This window comes from Vitiosangium sp. GDMCC 1.1324 (genome assembly GCF_003044305.1).
In the GTDB taxonomy this organism is placed as follows: Bacteria; Myxococcota; Myxococcia; order Myxococcales; family Myxococcaceae; genus Archangium.
In genome coordinates, this window is sequence record NZ_PZOX01000002.1 from 480,608 (window position 1) to 497,665 (window position 17,058).

At 66.7% G+C, this 17,058-nt stretch carries 11 protein-coding genes; 8 read left to right on the forward strand and 3 right to left on the reverse strand.

Annotation, left to right across the window (positions count from 1 at the left end; genetic code table 11):
* Nucleotides 1–7 precede the first annotated feature (7 nt).
* From DAT35_RS06440 to DAT35_RS06450, 3 genes are all read left to right on the forward strand, one after another.
* Entirely contained in the window at nucleotides 8–1,939 is a 1,932-nt protein-coding gene (locus DAT35_RS06440; protein WP_108066006.1) for a response regulator, read from the forward strand.
* 176 nt (nucleotides 1,940–2,115) lie between these two features.
* Nucleotides 2,116–3,645, forward strand: a complete 1,530-nt coding sequence (adh, locus tag DAT35_RS06445; protein ID WP_108066007.1) for an aldehyde dehydrogenase — start codon at nucleotides 2,116–2,118, stop codon at nucleotides 3,643–3,645.
* Between the two features lie 21 nt (nucleotides 3,646–3,666).
* Entirely contained in the window at nucleotides 3,667–4,059 is a 393-nt protein-coding gene (locus DAT35_RS06450) for a DUF779 domain-containing protein (protein WP_108066008.1), read from the forward strand.
* Nucleotides 4,060–4,171: 112 nt separating this feature from the next.
* Here DAT35_RS06450 and DAT35_RS06455 read toward each other — a convergent pair whose 3' ends face one another.
* The 3 genes from DAT35_RS06455 to DAT35_RS06465 form a co-directional block, all read right to left on the reverse strand.
* Nucleotides 4,172–4,606, reverse strand: a complete 435-nt coding sequence (locus DAT35_RS06455) for a hypothetical protein (protein ID WP_108066009.1) — start codon at nucleotides 4,604–4,606, stop codon at nucleotides 4,172–4,174.
* A 185-nt stretch (nucleotides 4,607–4,791) separates the two neighbouring features.
* Nucleotides 4,792–5,739, reverse strand: coding sequence for a hypothetical protein (locus DAT35_RS06460; protein WP_146209595.1), 948 nt, complete (start codon nucleotides 5,737–5,739; stop codon nucleotides 4,792–4,794).
* Nucleotides 5,740–5,846: 107 nt separating this feature from the next.
* The gene (locus tag DAT35_RS06465) at nucleotides 5,847–6,206 is read right to left on the reverse strand and encodes a DUF488 domain-containing protein (protein WP_108066011.1); all 360 of its coding nucleotides are present in this window, start codon (nucleotides 6,204–6,206) and stop codon (nucleotides 5,847–5,849) included.
* Between the two features lie 149 nt (nucleotides 6,207–6,355).
* Here DAT35_RS06465 and DAT35_RS06470 point away from each other — a divergent pair, with 149 nt between their 5' ends.
* From DAT35_RS06470 to DAT35_RS06490, 5 genes are all read left to right on the forward strand, one after another.
* Complete coding sequence (locus tag DAT35_RS06470) at nucleotides 6,356–7,687, forward strand: amidohydrolase family protein (protein ID WP_108066012.1); 1,332 nt, start codon at nucleotides 6,356–6,358, stop codon at nucleotides 7,685–7,687.
* 470 nt (nucleotides 7,688–8,157) lie between these two features.
* Nucleotides 8,158–9,378: an MdtA/MuxA family multidrug efflux RND transporter periplasmic adaptor subunit gene (locus tag DAT35_RS06475; RefSeq protein ID WP_158501576.1), complete on the forward strand. Its 1,221-nt coding sequence runs from the start codon at nucleotides 8,158–8,160 to the stop codon at nucleotides 9,376–9,378.
* Nucleotides 9,379–12,489: a multidrug efflux RND transporter permease subunit gene (locus DAT35_RS06480; protein ID WP_108066014.1), complete on the forward strand. Its 3,111-nt coding sequence runs from the start codon at nucleotides 9,379–9,381 to the stop codon at nucleotides 12,487–12,489.
* On the forward strand, nucleotides 12,486–15,584 hold the full coding sequence (locus DAT35_RS06485; RefSeq protein ID WP_108066015.1) for a multidrug efflux RND transporter permease subunit: 3,099 nt from the start codon (nucleotides 12,486–12,488) through the stop codon (nucleotides 15,582–15,584). Before DAT35_RS06480 ends, DAT35_RS06485 begins: the two co-directional genes overlap by 4 nt.
* Nucleotides 15,535–17,058 (forward strand): efflux transporter outer membrane subunit, encoded by a 1,524-nt coding sequence (locus DAT35_RS06490; protein ID WP_199242825.1) that lies wholly within the window; start codon nucleotides 15,535–15,537, stop codon nucleotides 17,056–17,058. Before DAT35_RS06485 ends, DAT35_RS06490 begins: the two co-directional genes overlap by 50 nt.

Below are 17,058 nucleotides of genomic sequence, written 5' to 3' on the forward strand. Positions count from 1 at the left end.
GGAGCCCATGGAGAGGCTCGAGGCGGACACCCACCCCATCCAGGTGCTGCTCGTCGAGGACGACGAGGACGACTTCATACTGACCCGGGACTGCCTGCGCTCCATCGGGCCCAGGAGGGTGGAGCTCGAGTGGGTGGAGACCTGCGAGCAGGCCCTGGAGGCGCTGGAGTCCAGCCGCCATGACGTGTGCCTGCTGGACTACCGGCTCGGCGCGACGACGGGGCTCGAGCTGCTCCACCAGGCCCAGCAGCGCGGCTGGCGCGTCCCGTTCATCCTGCTGACCGGACAGGACGACGCCACCATCGACCACCTGGCGCAGCAGGCCGGGGCCGTCGATTTCCTCGAGAAGTCCCAGCTCTCTCCCACGGTTCTCGGACGCTCCATCCGCTACGCGCTCCAACACGCGCGCACGATGGAGGCGCTTCGCCGCTCCCAGGACAGCTTCCGCGAGCTCATCGAGCGGCTGCCCGATGGCATCGGCGTGCAGCGGGAGGACCGGCTCGTCTACGTCAACCCCGCGCTCGTCCACATGCTCGGGTGCACATCCGCCGACGAGCTCGTGGGGATGTCGGTCATGACGCTGGGGGAGGAGTTCCTGCAGGCGGAGGTGTGGGCCGCGCTCCAGGCCGAAATCTCCGAGTCGATCCGCACGAGAATGCCCATCCCCTCCCGCGAGCTGCGCATCATGCGCAGGACGGGCGGCCACGTGCCCGTGGAGCTCACCCAGGCGCCCCTGATGTTCGACGGCCAGCCGTGCATGCTCTGGAGCGTGCGCGACATGACCGAGCGCCGGCAGATGCATGCCCGGCTGCTGCACTCCGACCGCATGGCCTCGCTCGGGGTGCTCGCCGCGGGCGTCGCGCATGAGATCAACAACCCGCTCGCCTATACGCTCTCCAACCTCGAGTTCCTGGAGACGAACGTGCTCGCCCGGGCGGAGCTGCCCGACAGCACTCAGGGCGAGGTCAGCGGTCTGCTCTACGAGATCCGGATGGGGGCCATCCGGGTGCGCGACATCGTCAAGCAGTTGAAGTTGTTCTCGCGCATGGACGAGGACGCACCACCCGAGCCCGTGGACGTGCACCAGGTGCTCGGAACGGCCATCGGCATGGCCATGAACGAGCTCAAGCACCGCGCCCGGCTGGTGCGCGAGTACGGCGAGCCGCTCATGGCCCGGGCCCATGAGGGGCGGCTGGGACAGGTCATCCTCAACCTGCTCGTCAACGCCGCGCACGCCATCCCGGAAGGGGACGTGGAGCGCAATGAGATCCGCGTCGTCACGCGACGCGAGGGCTCGGACGTCATCATCGAAGTGCGGGACACGGGCGTGGGCATCGCCGAGGAGCACCTGGAGCGGGTGTTCGAGCCGTTCTTCACCACCAAGCCCGTCGGAGTGGGAACGGGGCTCGGCCTGTCCATCTGCCACGGCATCGTGACCGGCTTCGGTGGACGGATGAGCGTGGAGAGCCGCATCGGAAAGGGGAGCACCTTCCGGGTCATCCTAAAGGCGGCCACGGCCGCGCGGCCCGCCGAGGCCTCCAGACCCCAGGAGGAGCCCACGGCGGCGCGGCGGGGCCGTATCCTGGTGGTGGATGACGAGCCCATGATTGGCGTGGCCATCCGCCGCACGCTCCAGCGCGAGCACGAGGTCCTGACGCTGACGAGCGCGAAAGAGGCCCACGCGCGGCTCCTGGGCGGCGAGCACTTCGACGTCATCCTGTGCGACGTGATGATGCCGGAGATGAGCGGGGTGGAGCTGCATCAGGCGATCGCCAGCTGCTCACCCGAGCTGGCTGCGCGGATGGTGTTCCTGACCGGTGGCGCCTTCACCCCCAACGCCCGTGCGTTCCTGGCCGAGGTGAAGAACCACCGGGTCGACAAGCCGTTCTCCTCCGACGAGCTGCGCGAGCTGATGCGGACGCTGCTGGGGAGTCATTAGCTGGAGTGTGACGGGCGCGTAGCACCGTAAGCCCGGATGCTCGCTGCCCGAGCTGGCATGATCACTTTCCGACGTTCGCGTGTTCGTTTCCGACAATGACGCGGAGCGGCACCTGCCTATCGTCGGTGCCCTCTCCCCTGCCGTTGCCAGAAACATCCACCCAAGCCGAGGTCTGAATGTCGTCGACCATCTACGAAGCTCCGGGGCAGAAGGGCAGCAAGGTGCAGTACCTCCCCCGCTATGGGAACTACATCGGTGGTGAGTTCGTCCCGCCCGTGAAGGGGCAGTACTTCGAAAACATCACCCCCGTCACCGGCAAGCCGTTCTGTGAGGTGCCGCGCTCCACCGCGGAGGACATCGAGAAGGCACTCGACGCCGCGCACAAGGCCAAGGCCGCCTGGGGCCGCACGTCCCCCACCGCCCGCGCGGACATCCTCAACAAGATCGCCGACCGGATGCAGGCCAACCTGGAGATGCTCGCCGTCTCCGAGACGTGGGACAACGGCAAGCCCATCCGCGAGACGCTCGCCGCGGACCTGCCGCTGGCCATCGACCACTTCCGCTACTTCGCCGGCTGCCTGCGCGCCCAGGAGGGCAGCCTCGCCGAGCTCGACGAGCACACCGTCGCGTACCACTTCCACGAGCCGCTGGGCGTGGTGGCGCAAATCATCCCCTGGAACTTCCCGCTGCTGATGGCGGCGTGGAAGCTGGCGCCCGCGCTGGCCGCCGGCAACTGCGTGGTCATCAAGCCCGCCGAGCAGACCCCCGTCACCATCCTCAAGTTCGCGGAGCTGATTGGCGACCTGCTGCCCCCCGGCGTGCTCAACATCGTCAACGGCTTTGGCATCGAGGCCGGCAAGCCCCTGGCCAGCAACAAGCGCGTGGCCAAGGTGGCCTTCACCGGTGAGACGACGACGGGCCGCCTCATCATGCAGTACGCCTCGGAGAACCTCATCCCCGTGACGCTGGAGCTGGGCGGCAAGTCGCCCAACATCTTCTTCGCGGACGTGTTCTCGCAGAACGACGACTTCGCGCAGAAGGCGCTCGAGGGCTTCGCCATGTTCGCCCTCAACCAGGGCGAGGTGTGTACCTGCCCCTCGCGCGCCCTGGTGCAAGAGCGCTTCTACGAGGAGTTCATGCAGAAGGCCATCGAGCGGACGAAGCGCATCGTCCAGGGCAACCCGCTCGACACGGCGACGATGATTGGCGCGCAGGCGTCCAACGACCAGCTCGAGAAGATCCTCTCGTACATCGATGTGGGCCGGCAGGAGGGCGCGAAGGTGCTCACCGGCGGGCGGCGGGCGCACCTGTCCGGCGCGCTGGCCGAGGGCTACTACGTGGAGCCCACCATCTTCGAGGGCCACAACAAGATGCGCATCTTCCAGGAGGAGATCTTCGGCCCGGTGGTGTCGGTGACGAGGTTCAAGGACGCGGAGGACGCGCTGGCGATGGCCAACGAGACGCTGTACGGCCTGGGCGCGGGCGTGTGGTCGCGCGACACGCACACGGCGTACCGCATGGGCCGCGGCATCCAGGCGGGCCGCGTGTGGGTGAACTGCTACCACCTGTACCCGGCGCACGCGGCGTTCGGCGGCTACAAGCAGTCGGGCATCGGCCGCGAGACGCACAAGATGATGCTCTCGCACTACCAGCAGACGAAGAACATGCTGGTGAGCTACGACCCGAAGCCGATGGGCTTCTTCTAGTCTCGAGGTGAGGGACCACCGATGAGCGTCAAGCGCGTTGCCGTCACTCCCGCGGCCGAGACCCTGCTGCGCAAGCTGCAGGGGATTCACGGACCGCTGCTCTTCCACCAGTCGGGAGGGTGCTGCGACGGCAGCGCGCCCATGTGCTTCCCGAGGGGCGAGTTCAAGGTGGGCCAGGAGGACGTCTTCCTGGGCACCATCGTGGACACGCCCTTCTACATCAGCGGTCCCCAGTTCGAGTACTGGCAGCACACCCACCTGACGGTGGACGTGGTGAAGGGGCGAGGGAGCGGCTTCTCCGCGGAGGCGCCCGAGGGCGTGCGCTTCCTCATCCGCTCGCGCGTCTTCAACGACGAGGAGCACTACGCGCTCCAGAAGGCCGGCCCGCCCCCGCGCGGTCCCCAGCACGGCTGAGCCTGCTGGGACGCCGCGACTCAGTGGCGGTGCTTGCGGCGCTTCCCATTCTCCGGGTCAATGCACCCAAGGTCCTCCCCGCAGTCCACGGGCTGCGCTGGAGGCATGCACCTCAGCGCTTGTTCTTGGGCACGGTGGGAGGACGGAGAGGCTCACGTCTTGGCCGGTGGGGAATCTGCTCGCGAGGCAGTTCCTGGAACTCGATGGTGAGTCGTCCCGGCAGGGCCTCAAGAAGGTGGCTGGCATCAACATCCTTCCCGTAGAGCTCGAGCACGTCCCCCTTCGGAGGAATTTTCTCCATCTGGCTGGGGAGGAGAGAAAGGTTGGTCTCCCGCTCCAGCCTGTCCCATTCCTTCGCCAGGTCCTTCCAGGTGTGCTCAGCATTGGCCCTGTCATAGGGGCGGATGATCAACTTCCCCGAGCGAGGGAGTTTGAATTTCAGGGGCTGATCGACCAGCCCGGAAATGTCCCGCCCACAGTGCGTGCACCGCTCCTTGCTGTGCGAGCCATAGCCGCAATACTCACACAGGTACGGTCCTCCGCTCATGGGGCCTCCAACAGATGCGGTCGAGCCTTGCCGTAGCGCTTCAGTAGCCCCTGGTAGCTCATGTGCTCCAGGGTCTGAGGATCGAAGACGACGACGCGCCCAGCAGGTGTCACTCGGCCATATACCACATGGTTGTAGTGACCACCGGACCACCTCGTGAAGATGGCGTAGTGACCGGCAGGAGCTCAAGGCTCAAGAATCGCGACTCCTTCACGGCTGGCTTTCAATCCTGTCGCCCTCTCGATGTAACGCAGAGAATCTTCCGGGCTGAAAGCACGCGCCCTGCCAGTGTGGCCGAACAACCTCTCCAGGTCGTCCGCCGAGTGCTTGAAGTAGCCTTCCAGGCTGTTTCGAATGACCGAGGCCACACAGGCCGTGCAGTTGTCATCCCTCTCAGAGAGATTCCAGGGATTGACCTTTCCGCCCTGTACACCCTCTCGAGCGCCCACATGGGGCTCCGTGCGGCGCAGGGCCTCAGCCGCCGCATCGCCCGCGACCTCCCGCAGCTCCGTCTCACTCGCGACGTACCGAGGCCGTAGCCCCAGCGCCTTCGCATGGTCCACGACATCGTCGACCGTCCTCGCCCGACGCAGCAGGAAGGCCGCTCGCTTGAATGCCATCCCGCCCACCTTCACCACCACGTAGCCCCCCACCGGGATGGCCACCATGAGAACGAGGTCCTCCTCACTCGTGGGCACCCCCAGCATTCCGGCGAGGAGGAGCATGTTCTCCGCGGAGCGTCGTGACTCGCGCACACCCGCGTAGTTCAGCTTCCGCGCATAGACGCGCCCCTCGCTTCCCATCACCACCGGGTTCTGCTCCCGATGCAGTTCGTTCAGCGTACGCCGCAGGGTGGAGGCCAGGAGTTGGCGCTCCTGCGCTTCACGTTCCTCTGCATCGGAGTGCGCATCCACCCAGTCCAGGTTGTCCTGGAGGGCCGCCATGCGCTCTGGAGTCATCAACCCCGCCGAGTGCAGCCGTACCAGCTCGAAGTAGAGGTCCTCGGCCGAGGCCTCCGGCTCGATATCGGACACCTCCAAATCGGCACCTTGTCGGCGCGAAAGCTCACCCGTCGATTCACACGCGACGAGCATCACCAGCAGCCCGACGCAGATGAACTTCCCAAGAGCCATGAGGCACTCCTTCACGTTGGTAGTGCCTCATGAAACTCAACAGGCCTGACATCCATGGTTTCGCGGGAGGATGGGCGCGTGGGAATGCGCTCACCACGGAGGAGCGGCTACCCGCGCAACCTCTTCTCCAGCTCCTGCTTCAGCAGCAGCGCGCTGTTGTGCTCCTCGTCCTTCGAGGCGAAGACCAGCGTGACGGTGCCGTGCCGCGCCCGCTCGAGGAGCTTCATGAAGAGCGAGTGGGCGGGCTCCCGGGTCAGCTCGTGACGGTAGCGCTGCTGGAACTCCGTCCAGCGCTCCAGCTCGTGCCCATACCACTTGCGCAGCTCGGCACTGGGCGCGATGTCCTTGAGCCACTCATCGAGCACAAGCGCCTCCTTCTTCATCCCGCGAGGCCAGAGCCTCTCCACCAGGACCCGATAGCCATCCGCCTGGGAAGGTGGTTCGTAGGCGCGTTTCATGTGGACCATGGGGGTTCCCTCGGACACGGTGACCTCGCCAGTCCTGCTCCCTGCCACGGCGTATGTCAAGGCATCGTGCGCTCGCGGGAACTCACGACGCCCTCACGGGCGAACGGTAGGCTGCGCCCCCTTTGAATCCACCGGATGCAGGAGGGGTCGTGCGTTCCATCGTCGCCAGAAGCCTGTCACTGATCGCGCTCGTCGCGAGCACGAGCGCGGGTGCCCAGCAGGGCGCCCCGAGCACTCCACCCGGGCCTGTCGTCGTCCGTGCCTCGCGGATGCTCGACGTGCGCGGCGGCGGGTATGTGTCCAATCCCGTCATCATCATCGAGAACGGTCGCATCTCCTCGGTGGGCTCGGGGCTGGCGGTGCCCGAGGGTGCGAAGGTCATCGACCTCGGTGGCGCCACGGTGCTGCCGGGATTGATTGACGGCCATACCCACCTGATGGCGCGCTTCTCCGACTCGCCCACGGGCGATGAGTACGAGAAGGACCTGCTCACCAAGTCCCAGGCCTTCCGCACCCTCGAGGGCGCCGCCAACGCCCGGGCCACGCTGCGCGCCGGATACACCACCGTGCGCGACGTGGAGAACGAGGGCACCGGCTACGCGGACGTGGACCTGCGCAACGCCATCCGCCAGGGGCTCGTCGAGGGCCCTCGCATGCAGGTGGCGACCCGGGGCATCGCCGCCGTGGGCAACTACCACCCGTTCGGCATCTCCTCCGACCTGAAGGACTTTCCCTCCGGTGCGCAGATGATCAGCGGCGTCGAGGAGGCACGCCGCGCCGCGAGGGAGCAGCTCGCCCACGGCGCGGATCTCCTCAAGGTCTATGCCGACTGGCACCGCCCCACCCTCACCGTCGAGGAACTGCGCGTCATCATCGAGGAGGCGCACAAGGCCCGCCGCAAGGTCGCCGTCCACGCCACCTCGAGCGAGGGCATCCGCAACGCCCTGGAGGCCGGCGCGGACTCCATCGAGCACGGACATGAAGCGGACCGCGCCGCGCTCGACCTGCTCAAGAAGAAGGGCGCCTGGCTCGTGCCTACGCTCGGCATCCTGGAGACGCTCGCGGAGCAGGCCCCCAACGATGCGGTGCGCAGCAGCATCGAGTCCACGCTCCAGACCGCACGCGGGGTGGTGAAGCAGGCCCACGCGATGGGGGTGAAGATCGTCACGGGCTTCGATGCCAGCTCCCCCCGGGACCAGGGACGCAATGCCGTGGAGATCGCCGCGCTCCAGCATGCCGGACTCCCACCGCTGGAGGCCATCCGCGCCGCCACCTCGCGGGCCGCGGAGCTGCTCGGCCTCCAGGAGCACGTCGGCTCGCTGGAGAAGGGGCACTATGGAGACCTCATCGCCGTCTCCGGCGACCCGCTGAATGACGTGACGGAGCTCCAGCACGTGCGCTTCGTCATGAAGGGCGGAGAGGTCGTCCGCAACGACCTCTCCGTGCCTCCTCCAGCCCCATCCACTGGCAAGCAGAAGTAGGAGCCTCGGGCCCGTGGGCCCGGGCGTTGTGTCTTTCACGATCCCGAGTGTCGACCCTGGAGCGGAGAAACCGTCCCACGGTCGCACCCGGGTCACACCCCAGGCTGGGAATCGAAGCCTCGCGTTGTCAGGCGACACATCCTCGCCGACCGCATGACCGGTTCTGACCAGCACACACCAGGCGTTGAGCTGTCTCGGTTGCACGGCGGCCCGTGACAACCAGCTTTGCAGCGCGCCCGACCCTCCAACCCCTCGTTGCACCTGCCCGGTGGCACGGCGGCGCCCGGCTCCGCCTGCCTCGCTCCTCCCACCCTGCGCGTATGAACATGCCCCCCACCTCCGAGCCAACCGGGACCGAGCCCCACTCGACCGCCCCGACCGGCCCGGGCCGTCCGCCCGCGGGCACGGGAGGCGGTGGACCATCCGGCCCCGAGGGCCCACCGCCGAAGCAGTGGAGACGCCGGCGCTGGGTGTGGCTCGTCCTGTGCCTCATCGTGGTCGCCGCGGCGATCGCCTATGAGCGGCATCGCAACAACGTCGCCTCCGGAAATACGAGCGCGAGGCAAGGGGGACGCGGCCCGGCGCAAGGCCAGCAGCGTGCACAGCCCGTGGTAGCGGCCACCGCAGCGACCCACGACGTGCCCGTCTATCTCACCGGCCTCGGCTCGGTGACGCCCACCGACTCGGTCGTCGTGCGGTCCCGTGTCGACGGCCAGCTCATGCGCGTCATGTTCAAGGAGGGACAGCTCGTCGAAGCGGGCGACCTGCTGGCCGAGATCGATCCCCGGCCGTTCCGGGTCCAGCTCGAGCAGGCGCAAGGCCAGCTCTTCCGAGACGAAGCGCTGCTCGCGAACGCACGGGTGGATCTGCTGCGCTACCAGACGCTCTACGCGCAGGACTCGGTCGCCAAGCAGCAGCTCGATACGCAAGCCGCGCTCGTCCGGCAATATGAGGGGGTCGTGAAGACAGATCAGGCCGCGGTCGATTCCGCGAAACTGAACCTGATCTACACCCGCATCACCACCTCCGTCGGCGGCCGGGTCGGCCTGCGGCAGGTCGACCCAGGCAACATCGTGCACGCCACCGACACGAACGGCATCGTGATCGTCAACGCGTTGCAGCCCATCAACGTGGTCTTCTCCGTGCCGGAGGACCACGTCCCGGACATCCTGGCGAAGCTCGCGGCGGGCCAGACACTGAAGGCCGAGGCCTACGACCGCGCACGCAAGCAGCTGCTCGCGACCGGAACGCTCCTCACGCTCGACAACCAGATCGACTCGACGACAGGCACCATCAAGCTGAAGGCGTCCTTCCCAAACCATGACTTCAGGCTGTTCCCTCAACAGTTCGTCAACGCGCAGCTCCTGATCGACACGTTGCACGGCGCGACCATCATCCCCACCGCGGCCATCCAATACGGCGTGCAAGGCACGTTCGTCTACGTCATCAACGCCAACAAGACGGTTCACGTGCGGCCGGTGACGACGGGCCCCGCCTATGAAGACAACACCGTCGTACTGCGAGGGCTCGAGCCGGACGAACAGGTCGTCATCGAGGGCGCGGACAAGCTCACCGACGGTGCGTCCATCACCCTCTTGGGCCCCCACCAGGCCAGCCAGCCTCCAGGCGTGGGCGGCTCCGGTGCGGTGGATGGAGGACAGGGCGGCCCGCCGCGGGACGGAGGAATGTAGATGTCTGGCCCCTTCATCCTCCGGCCCATCGCCACGTCGCTGCTGATGCTGGCGCTCCTGCTCGCGGGCGCGTTCGCCTACCGGATGTTGCCCGTGTCCGCGCTGCCCCAGGTCGATTACCCGACCATCCAGATCGTGACGTTCTACCCGGGCGCGAGCCCCGACGTGATGGCCTCGTCGATCACCGCGCCGCTCGAGCGGCAGTTCGGACAGATGCCGGGCCTGAATCAGATGACGTCGTCCAGTTCGGGCGGAGCCTCGGTCATCACGCTCCAGTTCACGCTCTCCATGAGCCTCGATATCGCCGAGCAGGAGGTGCAGGCCGCCATCAACGCGGCGTCGAACCTGCTGCCGATCGATCTGCCGAACCCGCCCGTCTACAGCAAGGTCAACCCGGCCGATACGCCCATCATCACGCTCGCGCTCACCTCCGACACCCTGCCGCTGCCGCGGCTCGAGGACCTCGCCGACACGCGGCTCGCGCAGAAGATCTCCCAGTTGCCCGGCGTCGGCCTCGTCAGCATCAGCGGCGGTCAGCGGCCCGCCGTGAGGATTCAGGTGAACTCGACCGCGCTGTCCTCCCAGGGCCTCACGCTCGAGGACGTCCGCACCGCGGTCGGCGCGGCGAACGTGAACGCCCCCAAAGGCAGCTTCGATGGTCCCCGGCAGGCCTACACCATCAACGCGAACGACCAGCTCTCGGCCAGCACCGATTACACCCCGTTGATCATCGCGTACAGGAATGGCGCCCCCATCCGACTGGGCGACGTGGGAGCCGTGCTCGATGGTGCCGAGAATGTCAGGCAGGCCGCCTGGATGAACCAGCAGTCGGCCGTCATCCTCAACGTCCAGCGGCAACCGGGTGCGAACGTCATCCAGGTCGTGGACAGCGTGAAGAAGCTGCTGCCCCAATTGCAGTCCACGCTCCCCGCACCGGTGAAGGTGACCGTGCTGACCGACCGCACGACGACGATCCGCACGTCGGTCCAGGACATCCAATTCGAGCTGATGTTCTCGGTCGCGCTCGTCGTGCTGGTGATCTTCCTCTTCCTGCGGAACCTTCCCGCGACCTTCATCCCGAGCGTGGCGGTCCCCCTGTCACTCGTCGGCACCTTCGGCGCGATGTACCTGCTGGGCTTCTCGCTGAACAACCTCACGCTCATGGCGCTGACGATCGCAACGGGCTTCGTCGTCGATGACGCCATCGTGATGATCGAGAACATCACGCGCTACATCGAAGCGGGAGATCCACCCCTGGAGGCCGCGCTGAAGGGGTCGAAGCAGATTGGCTTCACCATCCTCTCGCTGACGGTCTCCCTGATCGCCGTGCTGATTCCATTGCTGTTCATGGGTGACGTGGTCGGACGCCTGTTCCGCGAGTTCGCCATCACCCTGGCCGTCACCATCCTGCTCTCCGCGTTCGTGTCGCTCACGTTGACACCGATGCTGTGCTCGCGGCTCCTCCGGCATCGCACGCCAGGCGAGATGAGCCGCTTCGAGCGGGTGGTCGGCGACACGTTCGGGCGGATCGTGGACCGCTATGACGTCGCATTGACGTGGGTGCTCGAGCACCGGGGCCTGACACTGCTCGTCGCCTTCGCGACGCTGCTGCTCACGGTGCTCCTGGCCTGGTTCATTCCGAAGGGCTTCTTCCCGGTACAGGACACCGGTGTGATCCAGGGGATCTCCAATGCACCGCCAGGAATCTCCTTCCCGGCCATGGTCGAGCGGCAGCAGGCGCTCGCGCGAGTCGTTCTCCAGGATCCGGCGGTCGAGAACCTGTCGTCGTTCATCGGCGTCGACGGCACGAACACCACGCTGAACAGCGGACGGATGCTGATCACCCTCAAGCCGCTCGGCGAGCGCGATGCATCGGCCATGGGGGTCATCCGCCGACTACAACCCAAGCTCGCCGAGGTGCCAGACATCACGCTGTTCCTGTCGCCGGTCCAGGACCTGACGATCAGCGTCCGCGTGAGCCGCACGCAGTACCAATACAGCTTGAGCTCGCCCGATGCGACCGAGGTCACAGAGTGGGCCGACAGACTGGTCGAGGAGCTGAAGAATCGGCCAGAGCTCACCGATGTCTCGAGCGATCTGCAGAACGGCGGCCTGCGGATGAACATCGACATCGACCGGAACGCCGCGTCGCGCCTCGGCATCACACCGCAGCAGATCGACAACGAGCTGTACAACGCGTTCGGCCAGCGGCAGGTGTCGACGATCTTCACCCAGCTCAATCAGTACCATGTCGTGCTCGAGGTCACGCCCGAGTTGCAACACACGACGCGGGCCCTGGACAGCATCTACCTCCCGTCGGCGAGTGGCGTCCCGACACCGCTGCTGACGGTCGCGCGCGTGTCCCGGGGAGTCGGCCCGCTCGTCATCAACCGGCAGGGGCAGTTCCCCGTTGCGACCGTGTCCTTCAACCTCGCGCCGGGCTCGTCGCTGTCCGATGTGGCGCGCGTGTTCACGCAGACCGAGCAACGCCTCGCGATGCCGGTCTCGGTGCAGACGTCGTTCGAGGGCACCGCGAAGACCTTCCAGGACTCGCTCGCGAACGAGGGCTTCCTCGTGCTGGCGGCGGTCGTCGTCGTCTACATCGTGCTCGGGGTGCTGTACGAGTCCTACGTCCACCCGCTCACCATCCTCTCGACACTGCCCTCCGCCACCCTGGGTGCATTGCTCGCGCTGCTGCTGTGCGGCTTCGACCTCGGGGTGATCGCGCTGATCGGCATCATCCTCCTCATCGGCATCGTGATGAAGAACGCGATCATGATGATCGACTTCGCACTCGAGGCCGAGCGGGTGCACGGCAAGACGCCGCGCGATGCCATCCATGAGGCGTGCCTGCTGCGTTTCAGGCCCATCCTGATGACGACGATGGCGTCGATGCTGGGTGCCGTTCCGCTCGCGCTCGGCACCGGAATGGGGTCCGAGCTGCGGCATCCGCTCGGGGTCGCCATCATCGGCGGGCTTGCCGTCAGCCAATTGCTGACCCTCTTCACGACGCCCGTCATCTACCTGGGCTTCGACACCCTGTCGCGCCAGCTCTCGGATTGGTATGGCCGGCACTTCGGACGGGCCCCGGCGAGCCAGGAGCCGTCATGAACCTGTCCGCGCCTTTCATCGGCCGCCCGATCGCCACCTCGCTCCTCGCGGCGGGCCTCGCGCTCTTCGGCGCGGTCGCCTTCAATCTGCTTCCCGTCGCGCCACTGCCCCAGGTCGAGTTCCCGACCATCATGGTGCAGGCGGGTCTTCCAGGCGCGAGCCCCGAAGTCATGGCCACGTCGGTCGCCACGCCGCTGGAGCGGCAACTGGGCCGCATCGCGGGCATCACCGAGATGACGTCGACCAGCAGCCTCGGCTCGACGAGCATCACCGTGCAGTTCGATTTGTCGCGAGACATCGACGGCGCCGCGCGCGACGTCCAGGCGGCCATCAACGCGGCTCGAGGCAACCTTCCCGCGAACCTCCCGAACAACCCGACCTACCGCAAGGTGAACCCGGCCGATGCGCCCATCATGATCATCGCGCTGACGTCGGATACCTATACGCGCGGGCAGATGTACGACATCGCGTCGACGTACCTGCAACAAAGGCTGGCGCAGACGGCCGGGGTCGGCCAGGTGACGGTGGGAGGCGGCGCGCTGCCCGCGGTACGGGCCGAGGTGAATCCGACCGCGCTCTCCAAATACGGGCTTGGCCTCGAGGCGGTACGCCTGGCGCTCTTCGCGCAGAACGCGAACCGGCCGAAGGGCCAGCTCGAGGACGGGCCGCGCACGTATGCGCTCTACGCGAATGACCAGCTCTTCAAGGCCTACCAGTACCAGCCGATCATCATCGGCTACAGGAACGGCGCGCCGGTCCAACTGCAGGATGTGGCGAGCGTCACCGACAGCGTCGAGGACGTCCACAACCTGGGCCTCGCGAACGGCAAGCAGGCGGTTCTGTTGATCGTCTTCAAGCAGCCCGGCGCGAACGTGATCGACACGGTCGACCAGATACGCGCGCTATTGCCCATGTTCGAGGAGTCCATCCCAGCCGGTATCGACCTGTCGGTCACGATGGACCGCACGACGACCATTCGCGCGTCGCTGCACGACGTCGAAATGACGCTGCTGTCCGCCATCGCCCTGGTGCTCTTCGTCGTGTACGCGTTCCTCGGCAGCGCACGGGCCACCTTGATTCCGAGCGTCGCGGTGCCGCTGTCGCTGCTCGGCACCTTCGCGGCCATGTATTTCCTCGACTATAGCCTCGACAACCTGTCGATGATGGCGTTGACGATCTCCACCGGCTTCGTCGTCGACGATGCGATCGTCGTGCTGGAAAACATCGAGCGGCACATCGAAGCGGGCATGAAGCCGATGCAGGCGGCCCTTCGCGGCTCACGAGAGGTCAGCTTCACGGTGGTGTCGATGAGCCTCTCGCTGATCGCCGTGTTCATCCCCATCCTCCTGATGGGCGGCATCGTCGGCCGGCTCTTCCATGAGTTCGCCGTCACCCTGTCGATGGCGATTCTCGTGTCGCTCGTGGTGTCGCTCACCGTCACCCCGGTGATGTGCTCGCGGCTCCTCCGCGCCCGAGACGAGGAGAAGCCTTCACGCTTCGGTGCGCGCCTCTTCGAGCGGCTGCGAGACGGCTATGGCAGGAGCCTCGGGTGGGCACTCCGGCACCCTGGCCTGCTGCTCCTGCTCACGCTCGCGACCGTGGCGTTGAACGCCTATCTCTACCTCCGCGTGCCGAAGGGCTTCTTTCCCCTCCAGGACACCGGCCGCCTCAACGCGACGATCCAGGCCCAGCAGGACATCTCGTTCACCCAGATGGCGCAGAAGCTGGAGGCCTACATGAAGCTCGTCCGCGAGGATCCCTCCGTCGAGGCCGTGTCCGGTTCCGTCGGCGGGCGCACGTCGAACTCGGGCTCGATGTTCATTTCGCTCAAGCCGCTCGCGGAGCGCAAGGAGGACGCCAGCGCGGTCATCAACCGGTTGCGCCGCAAACTCGCGGTGGTCCCGGGCGCCACACTGTATCTCCAGGCCTCGCAGGACCTGGTGATCGGCGGCCGGCAGGGCCCCGCACAATTCCAGTTCACCCTGGCGGCGGACAGCCTGACCGAGCTGAACACCTGGGCGCCCCTCGTGATGACGCGGATGCAACAGCTTCCGGGGATCGCCGACATCAACAGCGACCAGCTCAACCACGGCCTCGAGGCCTACGTGACGGTGGATCATGACACGGCAGCGCGCTTCGGCATCACGCCCCAACAGGTGGACAACGTCCTGTATGACGCCTTCGGCCAGCGGCAGGTGTCGACCATGTACACCGACCGGAACCAGTACCACGTGGTGATGGTCGTCGACAGACGCTTCTGGCAGCGGCCCGAGAGCCTGAATGACATCTACGTGGTGACACAGAGCGGCCAGCAGGTGCCCCTCTCGGCGTTCGCGCACTTCGCACCGGCGTCCACCCTGCTCTCGGTCAACCACCAGGGGCAATTTCCCTCGGCGACGCTGTCCTTCAACCTGCTGCCGGGCGTCGCGCTCGGTACGGCGGTGGACGAAGTCAACGCGGCGGTCCATCAAATGGGCCTGCCGGCCAATGTGCGCGGCAGGTTCACCGGCACCGCGCAGGCATTCCAGGCCTCCCTGGCGACGGAACCACTGTTGATCTCCGCCGCGTTGCTCGCGGTGTATATCGTGCTCGGAATTCTGTACGAGAGCACCCTCCACCCCATCACCATCCTGTCGACGCTGCCCTCGGCGGGTGTCGGTGCGCTGCTGGCACTGATGCTCTGCGGGCTGGAGCTGTCGATCATCGCGTTGATCGGCATCATCCTCTTGATTGGTATCGTCAAGAAGAACGCCATCATGATGATCGACTTCGCGATCGAGGTGGAGCGAAGCGAAGGCGTCAGCCCGCGTGAGGCTATTCATCGCGCGGCGCAACTGCGCCTTCGGCCCATCCTGATGACGACGATGGCCGCGCTGCTGGGTGCCCTGCCATTGGCGCTCGGTACGGGAGTCGGCTCCGAGCTGAGGAAGCCACTCGGAATTGCCATTGTCGGGGGATTGACCGTCAGCCAGTTGCTGAATCTCTACACCACTCCGGTGATCTACCTCACACTCGACCGCTTCGGCCTCTGGGTGCGACGGCATCGTGCGCGGCTCTTCCCCGGCCGGGCGTCGACGAGACCCACCGAGCGTTGACCCCGAGGAAGGCTCGATGATGATTCATCGCACCTCTTGCCATGACTCGCGAAACGCCAGTCGCCTGCCACTGCTCGCCGCGCTGATGCTCGCCAGCTGCGCGGTCGGCCCGGACTACGTGCGTCCGACCGTCGCGGTCCCCGAGCATTTCAAGGAAGCAGCCGAAGGGTGGAAGGTCGCCCAGCCGAGCGACAGGAAGGACCGCGGCGCCTGGTGGGAGAGCTTCCATGACCCGGAGCTGAATGCGCTCGAGGAGAAGGTCGCCACCTCGAATCAGACCGTCGCGGGCTTCGAGGCAGCCTACCAGCGGGCGCGGACCCTCGTCGCCCAGGCGCGCGCTTCGTTCTTCCCGACGATCGGAGTCTCCGCCTCGGCGAGACGATCGCGCGGAGCGGCGGCTGGCGGTGGTACGAGCACGGGTTCATCTCCCCCCCGAGACGATTTCAACGTGTCACTCGACGCGGCGTGGGAGCCCGACCTGTGGGGCCGCGTGCGCCGGCAGGTGAATGGCGCGAACGCGTCCGCGCAGGCCGCCGCCGACGACCTCGCGAATGCGAAGCTGTCCGCACAGGGGATGCTCGCGCAGAGTTACTTCCGGCTGCGCGCCCTCGACGCGGCACAGAAGCTGCTCGACGACACCGTCGCCGCGTATCAGAAGGCGCTCGAGCTGACCCAGAATCGTCATGCGCAGGGGGTGGTCTCCCGCGCGGATGTGCTCCAGGCCCAGACGCAATTGCTCTCGGCGCAAGCGGCCGCGTTCGACAACGGCATCGCGCGGGCGCAGCTCGAGCACGCCATCGCCGTGCTCGTGGGAGTGCCCGCGTCGATCTTCTCGCTTCCACGCAGGCCCCTCGACGCGACTCCTCCCGAGATTCCCGCGCAGCTTCCCTCGGCACTCCTCGAAAGGCGGCCCGATGTCGCGGCAGCCGAGCGCAGAGCCGCGGCGGCGAACGAGCAGATTGGCGTCGCGATGTCGGCGTTCTTTCCGTCCCTGATGCTGTCGGCGACGACCGGCTTGGAGAGCGCGGCGTTCGCGCAATGGTTCGCGGCGCCGGCACTGGTGTGGTCGCTCGGATCGCAACTGGCGGCGGTCCTCTTCGACGGCGGCCTCCGCGCCGCACAGACGGCGGAGGCGCGTGCGGCGTACGACCAGAGCGCCGCGGCCTATCGGCAAACGGTGCTGGCCGCGTTCCAGGACGTCGAGGACAACCTCGTGTCCTTGCGCATGCTCGAGAAGGAGGCCGACATCCAACAGCAGGCAGTGCGGACCGCCCACCAGGCACTCGAGATCGTCACGAATGAGTACAAGGCGGGCACGGCGACCTACCTCGATGTGATTGCCTCCCAGACGGTCGCGTTCTCCGCCGAGAACAGGCTGATCAACATCTCCAGCCAGCGGATGGTGTCCGCGGTCGGCCTCATCAAGGCGTTGGGGGGCGGGTGGAACGAAGGCGCCACCCGGCCCGGGAAGTGA